The following is a 14,281-nucleotide window of genomic DNA, read 5'->3' on the forward strand; positions in this document are numbered from 1 at the left end:
GGAGGAGCGTAAGCAAGGGATTAGTTATCATGAACCGCGCAACGATTCGGTCCCATCTCCATTTCGCGTTGTTCTTCTACATTCGGTGTCATTTTACCCATATTCGTTTGGCGAATTTCTTGATAAGCGTTCGGTTGAGGAGGAAGGTGTTCCGTTACCGTGACTCGGAACTCATCATCGCTATGAATGTTCAACCCCGGATTGGATCGGTACAGATCCCCCAGTCTTGCGGACACCTTCCCGCCTTCCCCAAGCTCTGACCCTCTGCCGAAATGCGCAGGGAGAACAATAAAATTTTCGGATAGGTTCCTGTACGTTTGATACAGTGTTGTCCGCAGATCGCTCACCCAGTCCTCCGCTTTCCCCGCGAGATCGGGGCGGCCAATGGATGCCACAAACAAAATATCCCCAGTGAGCAAGTATTGATCATCGATAATGAATGAAGTGCTTCCAATCGTGTGCCCGGGTGAGTAAACAGCCTTGATCTTAATCTCTGTACTGCCGACCGTAATAACTTCCTCATCCTCTAGCGGTTCATATGGGAAAATAACTTCCGTCGCATCTTTGGGCGGCAGCCAATACTTCGCATTGGTTTTCTCAGCTAGCAGTCTTCCCCCAGAAATATGGTCTGCGTGCAGATGAGTATCGAGTGTGTGCTTAATTTGAACCCCGCGTTCTTGGGCAAATTGCTCAAATACATCTAACATCCGCACAGCATCAATTACCGCTGCATCCTTACCAGAGACCACCATGTAGGACAAGCAGCCTTTACCAATCCGCACGAATTGGAACAACTCCCCCCCGTCCTTCAAATCGCCGATCTTCACCGGCTCTAAATATTCACTCCAAGCCTTCATACCGCCTTCTAGGTAATAAATGTTTGTTCTTCCGGCTTCAATAAGCTGCTCCGCCACAAACCTTGAAGATCCTTCTTTCGCACATACAACCAAGATGTCTTTATCATTTGGGATTTGATCCAGCGCAGGGTCAATCCCATCCAACAGATCAAAGTAAGGAATGTTGATGATGTCCATCTTTCCTCCTTCAATTCTCCAGTCATCATATTCAGACGTATTGCGTACATCAAGTATGAAGAGTTCTTCATACTCAAGCAGCTTCCTCGTCAGTTGCTCCGAAGTCATCGGCTTCATTGCCGCAGTAACCATATTTTACAGCCCTCCTTATTAAGTTTGTTTTGATGGTAAACACGTTACCAAAATACCCATAGGGGTATGTGTATATGTTACTTTATCTTCTGAATCATGTCAACTGAATACTTCAGCACCTGTTCTCGGATTACCCTACATAAGTTAATTGTTTGTCGTTACAATACACTTGGTTAATCGTTCCTCCACCGAGACATTTTTCTCCTTGATAGAAGACAACTGCTTGTCCAGGCGTTATAGCACGAATCGGTTCGTGGAAACTGATACTCTAACTTTAGAATCAGCTAACCGTTCTACTGTTACTTTATTGTCCGATTGGCGATAGCGGAATTTTGCAGTACATTCAAATGTATCCGGTATATCTCCCCTTGAAATCCAGCTTACATTATCACTAATGATGCTATCTGAATATAGCATTTCATGGTGGAAGCCTTGTCCAACATATAGGACATTCCTTTCAATATCCTTTCCAATTACAAACCAAGGATCGCCGTTTCCTCCAATACCCAATCCATGCCTCTGTCCGATTGTATAGTACATTATTCCATCATGATGTCCGACAACTTTGCCGTCGAATGTTTCCATATTCCCTTTTCGAGCAGGCAAATAACCACTTAAGAACTCTTTGAAATTTCGTTCACCAATAAAGCAAATGCCTGTGCTATCTTTTTTGAATGCTGTCGCCAAATTAGCTTTGGCAGCTAATTCCCTTACTTTAGGTTTTTCCATATCACCTATCGGGAATAACACCTTACTTAACTGCTCCTCTGTTAATTGGTTAAGGAAATAAGTCTGGTCCTTCTTTTCATCTTTCCCTCTTAACATGTGAACTTCCCCGTCATCTCTGACCACTCGTGCATAATGTCCTGTAGCCACATAATCGGCTCCGAGTCTCATGGCATGATCTAAAAATGCCTTAAACTTGATTTCCTTATTACATCAGGATTCGGCGTTCGTCCCGCCTTATATTCTTCCAGGAAGTAGGTGAATACCTTGTCCCAATACTGCTTTCAAAATTCACTGAATAATAGGGAATATCCAGCTGATTACAGACGCGGATAACGTCCTCATAGTCTTCTGTAGCCGTACAAACACCAAATTCATCTGTATCGTCCCAGTTCTTCATGAATATTCCGATTACGTCATAGCCTTGCTCTTTAAGAAGCATAGCAGCAACTGAAGAGTCGACTCCGCCTGACATTCCTACAACTACACGTGTGCCTTTTGGTGCTTTCTCCATTTGATTTCCTCCTGTCTTTCTATAAATACTTTCTATCATCAATCGTAAATTCTGCTACTAGTAGAGGAAAAGAATTACACTATCCTATTAATTATCATTCCTTTTATTTCGGAAGAAAACAAAAGTCAAATCTGGTATGCCCCAGTGAAAGGACTTTTTCCGAAGTGGAAGTTCAAATATGATCATGAGTCCGACCACTATACCTGCCCAAATGGTCAAATTTAACGTATCGAACCACGACAAGAGAAGGATATAGAGAATATAAGTCAGATTCCAAACAGTGTAAGGAATGCCCTCTCCTAGCTGAATGTACACGATCAAAGAATTACACGAAAGTGGTGACGCGCCATGTTTGGGAAGAAAATAAAGAGTAAGTGAGGTTGAATCGGTTATCTAAATCAGGGAAAGCCCTGTACAAGTTCAGAAAAGAAAAAATAGAGCGAAGCTTTGCAGATTCAAAAGAATTGCATGGGCTTCGCTATTGCAGGTTGCGCGGAAAGCAGAAAGTGAGTGAACAAGTGTTACTCACAGCTGCCTGCCAGAACATCAAGAAGATTGCCACCCACTTATCCAGGATTGGATAGGTGGATGGGAGTCTTTTTTTCTAAATATGGACGTCTCAGAATTCGGTAAGAGCCAAAAACAAAAAAAATTGTAGAGAAAAATATACTTTCTCTACAATCTGAGATACCCTTCAAGAGTCTCTTTCCATACAAATTTAAATTTACTAGACGTTTTTTTCTGTTTTCACCTTAAAACGAGTAAGATTCTCCATCATCTGGCACTAACACATTAGACTTGATTCCTTTTTCGTTGATAAAGTTCTTTAATTCTTCTCTGGACAATCCCCAATGGTTAACTGCTTCCATATGACTAACAATGATGGTAGCTTCAGGAGCAGCCTTGTATACTTCATATATGTCTTCTTTCCCCATAATAAGAGGGCCAACAGGGCCATCTTCAACAAATTGGTTTTCGCCACCGTTTAGCATAATAACTTCTGGTTTGTAGGTATCGATAATCTCTTGTACTTTTTCATACCAGACGGTATCACCAGCTAAATACAATGTTTTTTCATCCGTGTGTTGGAAGACAATCCCCATAACATTTCCCATGAGCTTTGCCGTTTCTCCATGTCCGTGACGACCATCAACTTCAGTAAGTTCAACTCCATTAAAGTCTATACCTACTTCTTCTTCCATGACTTCAATATTCGTGAATCCTAATTCTTTGGCTAATTCAGCATCCTGTTCATCTTGCATAATCATCTTAATGTCTTTAGGCAGCTGTTCTTTTGCTGCTTGGTCAAAGTGATCCTCATGTGTATGAGTAATGATGACAGCATCTACACCATCAAGAATCTCATCAACGGACATTGGTAATTCAACGATTGGATTTCGATCATCTCTTTCGGCAGGAAGGAAAGGATCAAATTCGCCTTTTTTGGAAAACATCGGATCAATCAAGAACTTTTGCCCACCGTATTCTACAGTTAATGTAGCATTTCGGATTTGTTGGATATTCATTTCCTGTTCTTGTTGTTGAGAAGTATTTTGCTCTGGTTGGCTCTCCTGAGGGCTACCGCAAGCAGCTAATAATGCGCTCATTATAAGCGCCGTCATTGAAAGCATAGATGTCTTTTTAAATTTCTTCATTTTAGTAAAACCTCATTTCTTAAATTTAATAATTATTTCTCATTTAAATACACAACATAATGAAACAAATTGTCTCGTCTTTTGTGTTCGGCATCGGCCGAATAATAAAACCACCAGCAGCTTGAATCGTAAAGTCGGATTTATAGTACACCTACAGCAACAGAGGAGGGGACATGTTCTGAATGCAGTAGGTAAGAGGTGAAGTCCTCACTGTTTTCACCCGATACAATGGGAACCTGGCAAAACACCCCTGCATGTACATGGGAGATGAAACATAACCTCTCACTTCCCCCTCGGCATTTGCATTAACCAGGATGGTCCCAATTAATCCGCGTCCATTCATTTTTATCTACTTTTAATCTTTTGTTTTTAATTTGCGAATTTTTTCAGGTTCTTGCTATACAAACTAAAATTTACTACACACTTTTTTTCATTTTTCACCTTAAAACGAGTAGGATTCTCCATCATCTGGAACTAACACATTAGACTTGATTCCTTTTTCGTTGATAAAGTTCTTTAATTCTTCTCTGGACAATCCCCAATGGTTAACTGCTTCCATATGACTAACAATGATGGTAGCTTCAGGAGCAGCCTTGTATACTTCATATATGTCTTCTTTCCCCATAATAAGAGGGCCAACAGGGCCATCTTCAACAAATTGGTTTTCGCCACCGTTTAGCATAATAACTTCTGGTTTGTAGGTATCGATAATCTCTTGTACTTTTTCATACCAGACGGTATCACCAGCTAAATACAATGTTTTTTCATCCGTGTGTTGGAAGACAATCCCCATAACATTTCCCATGAGCTTTGCCGTTTCTCCATGTCCGTGACGACCATCAACTTCAGTAAGTTCAACTCCATTAAAGTCTATACCTACTTCTTCTTCCATGACTTCAATATTCGTGAATCCTAATTCTTTGGCTAATTCAGCATCCTGTTCATCTTGCATAATCATCTTAATGTCTTTAGGCAGCTGTTCTTTTGCTGCTTGGTCAAAGTGATCCTCATGTGTATGAGTAATGATGACAGCATCTACACCATCAAGAATCTCATCAACGGACATTGGTAATTCAACGATTGGATTTCGATCATCTCTTTCGGCAGGAAGGAAAGGATCAAATTCGCCTTTTTTGGAAAACATCGGATCAATCAAGAACTTTTGCCCACCGTATTCTACAGTTAATGTAGCATTTCGGATTTGTTGGATATTCATTTCCTGTTCTTGTTGTTGAGAAGTATTTTGCTCTGGTTGGCTCTCCTGAGGGCTACCGCAAGCAGCTAATAATGCGCTCATTATAAGCGCCGTCATTGAAAGCATAGATGTCTTTTTAAATTTCTTCATTTTAGTAAAACCTCATTTCTTAAATTTAATAATTATTTCTCATTTAAATACACAACATAATGAAACAAATTGTCTCGTCTTTTGTGTTAGGCATCGGCCGAATAATAAAACCACCAGCAGCTTGAATCGTAAAGTCGGATTTATAGTACACCTACAGCAACAGAGGAGGGGTTGTTGATCTTTTGTTTTTTAATTTACGAACTTTTTCAGGTGTTACATCATTTAAATGCGGATCCACTACCATCATTCCTGAGAAAGTTTGGAGAACTTGTCCGCGTATGGCACGTAGGTAATCTTCACCAAGTCCTTGTTGCTCAACTTTTTCTGCATTTGTTAACCCTTCTTCACGCTGTTTTTTCGCTAATTAACTTGTTGTAACAAGTCCAACATGTTTTTTCACCGTCCTAATTGATTTTGAATTTATTCAATAATTTGAGTATGGAAGCAGCGTTTCATATGAAAAAACATTATTTCTCCAAGGCCAGTAAATGTTGCTACACCTCGTTTATGAATTGCTGTTTTGAATCCTTCTGCGTCTGCTCCTGCAACTGTTAAAAAGTCACAAATATCCGTAGTTACCCCAACAGTATGAACCTTTTCTACTCCTAAATTTCTTAAAGTTTCAGCCAAATCTGTTTTAAAGAATGCATTATAGTTCGTTTTAGGTTTATAAATTAAATTTTCATTATCCTTATTATTTTGGAACCAATCATATAAATCTCCGTATAATTGTTGCCCTTCTGTACCTACAATATTATGTGGCGGCCATAATTCAAAATGTGGGTCATTTGGTTGGTGTGCATCCATTGATATGACAACAACACCTCCCTCTGCTAAAAATTTTGTTGCCAAATCCTGAATATAAGGCACAATTTCTTGTGCTGGCTTACCAACAGTTAATGTTCCATGATCAGCTGCAAAATCATTACTCATATCAACAATTAATAAAGCTTCTTTTGCCACTTTAATCAAACCCCCGTAATTATTTTGAAAATCAACTTTGTCTAAACGGTAAAATATGTTTTTCTTTTTATAAGGGTATAGACTTTCGGTTGTGTTTTTTTGTTTCCTCTATATTTTTCATTCTATTGTCCCAACAAGCTTGACTTAAAGACACAGGATATTCCGCAGGATTTAAAGAACGTTTGTACTCTTCCCATAAAAGGTTTAGTTGTTGCCCAGCATAGGATTGAATCTCTTGGACCCGAGGACATTCATACACGAGTGTGCCATGGTCAAAAATAACTTGGTGCAAGTCTTTAGCCGTATAATTGGTGAGGAATTTTCCAATATACTTATGCACAGGATGAAACATGTGAAGCTTATCTTCTTTTTCTGGTTGTTCGTTGGCTAAGGCGATATAATCTCCTTCTGATTTTTTCGTATGATTGTTGATGATGCGGAATACCTTTTTTAATCCTGGTGTCGTAACTTTTTCAGGACTCGAAGAAATTTTGATGGTATCGATCATCTGTCCGTTATCATCTTCAATGGAAACCATTTTGTACACGGCACCTAAGGCTGGTTGATCGAAGGCGGTAATGGCTTTGGTACCAACTCCCCATGCATCGATTTTCGCTCCTTGTGCGTTTAAGCTCATAATGGTATATTCATCGAGATCGTTTGAAGCATAAATTTTGGTGCCAACAAATCCTGCTTGATCTAATAATTTTCTTGCCTCTTTGGATAGATAAGCCAAATCCCCGCTATCTAGCCGAATGCCTAAAAAATTTATGTTGTTTCCCAATTCTTTGGCGACTTTGATTGCCGTAGGAACACCTGATTTTAGCGTGTCATAGGTGTCTACTAAGAAGACACAATCTTTGTGATACTTTGCGTATTTATGGAAAGCGGTGTATTCATCTCGATACGCTTGAACAAAGGAATGAGCATGTGTTCCTGAAACAGGAAGACCAAATCGTTTTCCTGCTCGAACATTGCTTGTGCCAGAGAACCCGCCAATATAAGCGGCTCTTGTCCCCCATAATGCGGCATCAAATTCATGTGCACGTCTTGTCCCAAACTCTAAGACGGGTTGTTCACCCGCGACTTGTTTGATTCGAGAAGCTTTGGTTGCGATGAGCGTTTGATAGTTTACGATATTTAACAAGGCCGTCTCGATGAGTTGCGCTTCAACTAACGGTGCTTCGATCCGAAGAAGTGGTTCGTTTCCAAATACAACTTCTCCTTCTTTCATGGCTCGAACAGATCCTGTGAAACGCACCGTTCGCAAAAAGTCAACATAGTCTTCTTGAAAGCCAAGTTCTTTTAAATAATCCAAATCGCTTTCAGTAAAATGAAACGTTTGAAGATAATCAATGATTCGTTCCAATCCAGCAAAGATCGCATACCCATTTCCAAATGGCAATTTTCGAAAATACAATTCAAATACAGCTTTTTTCGTATGAATGTTGTCTTCCCAATAGGCTTCTGCCATATTGATTTGGTACAAGTCCGTGTGTAGGGCGAAGCTATCATCGATGTACTTATCCACTCGTTTCACGACTTTTCTGTAAAAGATATTTTGCAAAGTCAACAAGTCTATTTGCTTCTACTGTCCGAAGCATATTTACATTCAAAGCATCTGGGCTCAGACGGAAGCGATCCAGTCCGTCAGCATCCTTGAAAATCTGATACAGCAGTACGCCCCGTTCCCTAATAGCAGGTAACTTTGTAATCTCTGACAAACCAAGCGAATCATCCTGGTCATGATAATAGGTAATGTAATAGGTTTGCTCATCATAGGGTAATTCGTGCTCATGGCAATAATCTTTGTAATACTCTGCCGCACGACTACCATGTCCCTTATCAATCCCATCATCCAGGCGGCGGGAATCATGGAAAACAGCCGCCATTCCGAGTGCATCCTTCTCCTCATTACTCAGACCTTTTTGTTGTCCGATGAGGAGTGCAAAGAGCAGCACGCGAGCGCAGTGGGCTTTAGTATGCCATACACTATCCGGCAGCCAAAACTCTACGTTTTGCTCCATGAATTTATACCATCGTTCATAAGGCTTTTTGATTGGTTGACAGACAGGATCATTCAGAACATTCGCTAGAAACATCATTCATTCCCTCCTCTGTTTTCTAATAAACAGCTTATTTCATCTGTACCAATTGCTGTAACACTTCCCCAATATTACCGTCGATCCCAATGGATTTAGAAGCAATTACATTTGGAATAAAAAGCTCGGATCCTTTATTAAAAGTAATATAGGTTGTATTTTCCTCAAGACTCGTTAATTTCATAAACGGGGCTTTAATCAATTGGTTTCTTGCACCTACGCCTAATTCCAGCAGGACTAATTTTTTACCATGAGCATTATCGATAAAATCCTTATAAGCCTGAAAGCTGGTTTGCCATGCTTCGCCCTTTAGAAAACTCCGATCGACTTCGACATTGACTTGCATTGGACCACCACATTCTAGACATTTAGGTATAAGGTTTGAAGGAACTTTTCCATTTTCTTGGTTCTGGGCCATTTTACTCAATATTTCGTCGCCTTGGTAAATTCGATTATGGCAACCATTAGAACATTGCAAATACCGGCTATTGCCCTCTATTTCGAAAAGGCGTTCCTTTGGAAATCCTGCCAGTGTAAAATGAGAATCTGTATTAGAGGTAACCACAAAATAATTTTTATCCTTCACCAGTTCATACAGGTTCTTCATAACAGGACTAGCTTCCTTATTGTTTAAAAAGTAGGCGTACATACGGCTGAAAAATGCCCACTTTTCTTCCTCGGAAGGATATGGATAAAAAGCTCCGTGTAGGATGCTACGAAAACCATATTTTTTGCGAAAATCGCCAAAATGTTCCAGAAAGGACGGATCCTCTGCAAAAATATTATAACCTTCCGAAATGGCGAGGCCGTTACTTGCGCCGATTACAATACTGTCAGCCTTCTTGATTTTGCTTAAAACTTCTTGATACTTCTCTTCCATATGAACCTCCATCTCCCTTCCCGTTCAAAGCATCTTGTAATGCCAGGGCAATATCTTCTTTAATGGCAAGTCCCTTTTCACTTAACTCTTGAGGAACAATCGCATCTTTAGGATTTATTGTAATGTAGTAGGCATTCGGAAAACTGTAAGTCATATTCCAGAACGGCTCTTTAATAAACATTGGTGTCATTGTTCCAACGCCTAATTCCAGAAAGAGAAACTTTTTATCTTTGTTTTTGATAACATACTCATTGTATTTTCTTAATTCACTTTGGTAAGAGCTTCCTTCCAGAAATACATAAGAGCGCACCCATGGTTCCATTTCCTGCCCGCATTTTGGACATACTGGAATTAACTCTGTTGGAATTCTGGTTCCATCTATGTTTGCATACATGTTTTCAACTTGCTCTTTATTAAAATAAACCTGATCATGGCAACGGGAGCCACATTGAAAATAACGCATATCTCCTTGAATTGGAGAAACTTTCTCTTCAGGGAAAGTCTTGGAAAACTGTGCGTCTTGATTCGTTGTAACAATGAAATAGTTTTTGCCTTGAAGTAGTTGCAATAAATCAAGGTAAGGGCGACCGGCTTCGGCATCATATATAAATTTGATTTCAGTTGCAAGAAAAGCCCACCGTTCTTCTCTTGTTGAAAAACGGTAATAAAAGCCCTCAAAAAGGTTTTTAATACCATATTTATCTGCAAATTTCCCAAAATGCTTCAGAAAATTTTCATCAGTATGATAAAAACTGTGTCCGATAGCCTCAGACATCCCAGCAGCGCCACCAACCACAATCGCCTCAGCTTCTTGGATTTTGTTTAGTAATGTGTTTATATTGTCTTGATATTGTTGTGATAACATATTTTATTTATCCCCTTTACGATTGTTATTCATAGTCGAAAAGATTAACTTTTATAGCACCTTTAATCGACCTATTTTTCGCCTTCTCTTTAAGAGCATCTTGAAATACACGGGCAATGTCTTCGCTAATGGCAAGCCCTTTTTCCTCTATTTCTCTAGGAACCATCGCATCTTCAGGATTAATGCTAATGTAGTATGCATTCGGCAAACTATAGGTCATCTCCCAAAATGGTTCTTTAATAAACATTGGTGTCATCTTTCCTACGCCTAATTCCAGAAATAGGATCTTTTTATATTTGTTTTTCATGATATATGCTTGGTATTTAGTTAATTCGCTTTTGAAAGAGCTTCCTTCCAGGAACACACGTGATCGAACCCATGGCTCCATGTCCTGCCCACATTTTGGACATCTCGGTATCAAATCCGTAGGAATTCTAGTTCCCTCTATGTTTGCGTACATTTTCTCTATTTGATCTTTATTTTAATAAACCTGATCATGACAAGGACCGCTGCATTGAAAATGGCGCCAATCTCCTTGAATCGGAGAAACTTTCTCATCAGAGAAAACCTTGGAAAACTGTGCATCTTGATTTGTAGTAACAATGAAATAATCTTTTTCTTGAAATAGCTGATTGTATCCGGCAGCGGCAGACATGCCAGCAGCACCACCAACCACAATTGCATCAGCTTCTTCGATTTTCTGAAGTAATGTTTCTATATAGTCTTGATATAGTTGATCAAACATACTCTATATTTCCTCCTATCAATCTGTCTAAAATCATTCACGCACATATACCCTCCCTCAAATAAATAGTAGAATCAGGGGGTGTAATCTATTTCTTTGTTTAGAAGCAACTGCTTTACTTGATTCTGAATGTATTATATAGTTTATATAAAACTAAAAACAAGTATGCACTTTTTAGACGCATACTATCCAGGAGGATAGTGTAAGTATGAAAAAATCCAAAGTTAATGTTGCTGACAGCCAAGAGACTTTTTTTGGCTACACACTTTCTATTATCAACGGTAAATGGAAACTGATAATTATTTATTATTTATCTAAATATGGTGCAGTACGTTATAATGAACTTCAGCGTATGATAGGTAAAATAACATATAAAACGCTCAGTTCTACATTAAAGGAAATGGAGAGTGATGGCTTAATTCATCGTGAGGAATATCCACAAATTCCTCCAAAGGTCGAATATAGCCTTACTGAAAAGGGACAAACTCTCTGGCCTATTATTCAGGAAATGTGCCAATGGGGAGAGTATAATAAAAAACACTAAAGGGAGATAACCGGATATTTTGCATGGATGGCTGGATCCAGAAGGTTCATATTATTCGTCTTATTGATAACTTTTATTCAGTTTATTTGTCAGGCTGGAACATAACTAGCCAAAAAGAAAAAATGGTTCCAATCATCGGTATTTGATGATGGAACCATTTTTATTTGGATTATTTCCACTGTCTATTTGTGAATTCCGTTCCCGCAAGGAAGCATTATCGTTGTAAATCCCATTTTTCTATATAACCAAATGCACCAATCTAAACGTTCTTTGTGAAATAAAAAATTGTTGACAAAAAATGTGTTAGCTTATAATATACATTTCGTTAGTTAAGTTAAGTTTACTTAACAAAAATATAAGGAGGATATTATGCTTTCAGGTTATCAAAAAATGTTTAAAGAACTGAATGTCATTTTTAGTGAATATTACTTAAATTATCTTTTGTACAATAAAAACGCGCAAAAGTTCAATGCTTACAATTTAACAACACAGCAAGATACGATTTTATTTTTTTTGAAGGATAATCAACGTATCACAGCAAATGAAATCGCCAAGAAATTCGCGATTACTAAAAGTGCTGTGAGCCAAGTATTATCGAAGCTCGAAGCTCAAAATTTTATCAAACGTGAGGTCAATCCAAATAATCATCGCGAGTTTTTCATCGTATTAGCAAAGGAAGGTCTCGTTTATCAGGCATTAAGCGAAGATGCAGATAAAGAATTTATGACGAAGCACTTCGCTGACATCGATTTAGAGCAATTGCAAAATGTACTACAAACATTGAAGAAAGTGAATGCATCCATTTCATCATCCAACAAATAGGACAATGAATTGTTTGACAATTAAATAGAGGAAATCAATTATGAATCGAAGAGAGAAAGTGTCTATTGCACTTGCATTATCTAGTTTATTTATTGCTTATGTGGGGATGGGACTTGCCGCACCAGTTATGCCATCAATTGCGGAGGAACTAAGGTTAAGTGGTGCCGTTGTCGGTTACTTGTTCGCTGCGATGGCCTTAGCACAGTTTCTGGCTTCCCCTTTTACAGGTGTATGGGTCGATTCAATCGGCCGTAAAAAAATGATTGTCATCGGTCTATTGTTATTTTCATTTTCAGAGGCACTGTTTGGCTTTGCAAATGAAACGTGGCTATTATTTGTGAGCCGTCTAATTGGCGGTGTAGGTGCCGCCTTCATTATGCCAGCTGTTGTTACGTATATTGCCGATAAAACAACGCTAGCAAATCGTGCAAAAGCGTTAGGCTACCAATCAGCTGCGATTAGTTTAGGATTTATAATTGGACCAGGAATTGGCGGATTTATTGCAGAGTTTGGGATACGCGCACCGTTCTTCTTTGCTGCTGCCATTTCATTGATTACTGCCATTGTTATTTTCGTTGTATTAGACGATTCGATTTCAACAGAGCAGCTACAAAAAAATCGTGCTTCCGCTGTACGACCAGAGTTTATTCAAGAATTTAAAAAATCGTTTCAGCCACAGTACTTCACACCACTACTGATCGTGTTCGTACTAGCGTTTGGACTGGCCGTTTATGAAATGATGTTTAGCTTATTTGTCGATGAAAAGTTTGGCTTTACGGTCCGTGATATTTCAATCATTATTACGATCGGTTCAATAGCTGGGGTTGTCGCTCAAATTTTATTCTTTGATAAGCTGGTCAATGTAATTGGGGAACGAATGCTGATTAATTTAACCTTACTATCTTCTGCTATTTTTATCTTTATTACGATTTTAATCGACGGTTACTGGACGATGATTGTCATTACGAGCATTGTATTCTTCTCTGGTGATATTTTACGCCCTGCTGTGACATCCTTTTTATCACAAATCGCTGGGGAAAACCAGGGGTATATTGCGGGTATGAACTCTGCTTACACTAGCTTAGGTATCATAATAGGACCGGTTATTGGCGGTATTTTATTTGATATCAACATCGATATGCCGTATGCATTTGCCGCAGTTGTGCTTGTCATCGCGTTTGTTATTTCAAGTACAAAATTAAAGAAGCCTCACCTCAATTAAACCTACTTAAAAATTCGCTATCTCATTATTATCAAGTTCCATAATAAATAAATTCCTTTCACCATGAAACTTTTTGAGATAAAAGTGTTTCGCCAACTTATCGATAAAAATCAATATACGATCTATGATTATAGTGTAACAAAATACTTTAAATGAGGTGGAGAATAATGAGCACAGCTCTAATTATTGTAGATATTCAAAATGACTATTTCCCAAATGGAAAGATGGAATTAAGCAACCCTGAAAAAGCGGCCGCTAATGCTGCGAAAGTGCTTGAATCGTTTAGACAGAATCACAAAGATAACATTTTCCATGTACAGCATATTGCAAGTAATCCAGCGTTAGGTTTCTTTCTTCCAGATACGGAAGGAGCAGGGATACATGAAACTGTTCTACCATTGGAACACGAAAGCATTATTATAAAACATTTCCCTAACAGCTTTTTAAAGACTGAATTAGAAAGTAAATTAAAAGAAAAAGGAATAACTAAGGTAGTGGTTGTTGGTATGATGACACATATGTGTATTGATGCAACAGTTAGAGCCGCAGTGGATCTAGGCTTTGAAACTACACTGATTGAAGATGCATGTGCGACGAGGGACTTATCTTATCAAGATAAGGTCATGCAAGCTGAACAGGTTCACTATGCATTTGTTAGCGCACTTAACGGTATGTATGCCAATGTAATTTCGACCGAGGATTTCCTGCAACAGAACAAATAATTCAATACAA

14 protein-coding genes and 4 pseudogenes are annotated in these 14,281 nt (G+C 38.8%); 5 read left to right on the forward strand and 13 right to left on the reverse strand.

What is annotated here, in order from left to right:
• Nucleotides 1-20: 20 nt before the first annotated feature.
• Both AC6ESP_RS14895 and mnmA read right to left on the reverse strand, forming a co-directional pair.
• Nucleotides 21-1,166 (reverse strand): MBL fold metallo-hydrolase, encoded by a 1,146-nt coding sequence (locus AC6ESP_RS14895; RefSeq protein ID WP_497097521.1) that lies wholly within the window; start codon nt 1,164-1,166, stop codon nt 21-23.
• A 130-nt stretch (nt 1,167-1,296) separates the two neighbouring features.
• Nucleotides 1,297-2,406, reverse strand: a pseudogene (gene mnmA, locus AC6ESP_RS14900) (tRNA 2-thiouridine(34) synthase MnmA).
• A gap of 135 nt (nt 2,407-2,541) precedes the next feature.
• Here mnmA and AC6ESP_RS14905 point away from each other — a divergent pair.
• Nucleotides 2,542-2,990 (forward strand): annotated as a pseudogene (locus tag AC6ESP_RS14905) (transposase); the annotation flags it as partial.
• Between the two features lie 168 nt (nt 2,991-3,158).
• Here the strand turns inward: AC6ESP_RS14905 and AC6ESP_RS14910 are convergent.
• The 11 genes and pseudogenes from AC6ESP_RS14910 to AC6ESP_RS14960 form a co-directional block, all read right to left on the reverse strand.
• Nucleotides 3,159-3,932 carry an MBL fold metallo-hydrolase gene (locus AC6ESP_RS14910; protein ID WP_497097560.1) on the reverse strand — a complete coding sequence of 258 codons (774 nt, stop codon included), beginning with the start codon at nt 3,930-3,932 and terminating at the stop codon, nt 3,159-3,161.
• Between the two features lie 196 nt (nt 3,933-4,128).
• A pseudogene (locus AC6ESP_RS14915) lies at nt 4,129-4,410 on the reverse strand (Hsp33 family molecular chaperone HslO); the annotation flags it as partial.
• Between the two features lie 93 nt (nt 4,411-4,503).
• Nucleotides 4,504-5,277, reverse strand: coding sequence for an MBL fold metallo-hydrolase (locus AC6ESP_RS14920; protein ID WP_497097560.1), 774 nt, complete (start codon nt 5,275-5,277; stop codon nt 4,504-4,506).
• A gap of 280 nt (nt 5,278-5,557) precedes the next feature.
• A pseudogene (locus AC6ESP_RS14925) lies at nt 5,558-5,770 on the reverse strand (DUF896 domain-containing protein); the annotation flags it as partial.
• Nucleotides 5,771-5,826: 56 nt separating this feature from the next.
• Complete coding sequence (locus AC6ESP_RS14930) at nt 5,827-6,369, reverse strand: cysteine hydrolase family protein (RefSeq protein WP_497097522.1); 543 nt, start codon at nt 6,367-6,369, stop codon at nt 5,827-5,829.
• Between the two features lie 67 nt (nt 6,370-6,436).
• On the reverse strand, nt 6,437-7,900 hold the full coding sequence (locus AC6ESP_RS14935) for a nicotinate phosphoribosyltransferase (protein WP_497097561.1): 1,464 nt from the start codon (nt 7,898-7,900) through the stop codon (nt 6,437-6,439).
• Nucleotides 7,893-8,474: an HD domain-containing protein gene (locus AC6ESP_RS14940; RefSeq protein ID WP_497097523.1), complete on the reverse strand. Its 582-nt coding sequence runs from the start codon at nt 8,472-8,474 to the stop codon at nt 7,893-7,895. The genes AC6ESP_RS14935 and AC6ESP_RS14940 overlap by 8 nt, the downstream gene beginning before the upstream one ends.
• Before the next feature lie 31 nt (nt 8,475-8,505).
• The gene (locus tag AC6ESP_RS14945) at nt 8,506-9,351 is read right to left on the reverse strand and encodes an SIR2 family NAD-dependent protein deacylase (RefSeq protein ID WP_497097524.1); all 846 of its coding nucleotides are present in this window, start codon (nt 9,349-9,351) and stop codon (nt 8,506-8,508) included.
• Nucleotides 9,305-10,216, reverse strand: coding sequence for an SIR2 family NAD-dependent protein deacylase (locus AC6ESP_RS14950; protein WP_497097525.1), 912 nt, complete (start codon nt 10,214-10,216; stop codon nt 9,305-9,307). Before AC6ESP_RS14950 ends, AC6ESP_RS14945 begins: the two co-directional genes overlap by 47 nt.
• A gap of 25 nt (nt 10,217-10,241) precedes the next feature.
• Nucleotides 10,242-10,580, reverse strand: a complete 339-nt coding sequence (locus AC6ESP_RS14955; RefSeq protein WP_497097526.1) for a hypothetical protein — start codon at nt 10,578-10,580, stop codon at nt 10,242-10,244.
• Nucleotides 10,581-10,697: 117 nt separating this feature from the next.
• Entirely contained in the window at nt 10,698-10,961 is a 264-nt protein-coding gene (locus AC6ESP_RS14960) for a hypothetical protein (protein WP_497097527.1), read from the reverse strand.
• A 208-nt stretch (nt 10,962-11,169) separates the two neighbouring features.
• Between AC6ESP_RS14960 and AC6ESP_RS14965 the strand changes: the two genes are divergently transcribed.
• The 4 genes from AC6ESP_RS14965 (at nt 11,170) to AC6ESP_RS14980 (ending at nt 14,271) form a co-directional block, all read left to right on the forward strand.
• Nucleotides 11,170-11,505 (forward strand): winged helix-turn-helix transcriptional regulator, encoded by a 336-nt coding sequence (locus AC6ESP_RS14965; RefSeq protein WP_497097528.1) that lies wholly within the window; start codon nt 11,170-11,172, stop codon nt 11,503-11,505.
• A gap of 369 nt (nt 11,506-11,874) precedes the next feature.
• Nucleotides 11,875-12,327, forward strand: coding sequence for a MarR family winged helix-turn-helix transcriptional regulator (locus tag AC6ESP_RS14970; RefSeq protein ID WP_497097529.1), 453 nt, complete (start codon nt 11,875-11,877; stop codon nt 12,325-12,327).
• A gap of 40 nt (nt 12,328-12,367) precedes the next feature.
• Entirely contained in the window at nt 12,368-13,549 is a 1,182-nt protein-coding gene (locus AC6ESP_RS14975; RefSeq protein WP_497097530.1) for an MFS transporter, read from the forward strand.
• A gap of 167 nt (nt 13,550-13,716) precedes the next feature.
• On the forward strand, nt 13,717-14,271 hold the full coding sequence (locus AC6ESP_RS14980) for a cysteine hydrolase family protein (protein ID WP_497097531.1): 555 nt from the start codon (nt 13,717-13,719) through the stop codon (nt 14,269-14,271).
• The last annotated feature ends 10 nt before the right edge of the window (nt 14,272-14,281 follow it).

This window comes from Paenibacillus xinjiangensis (assembly GCF_059686975.1).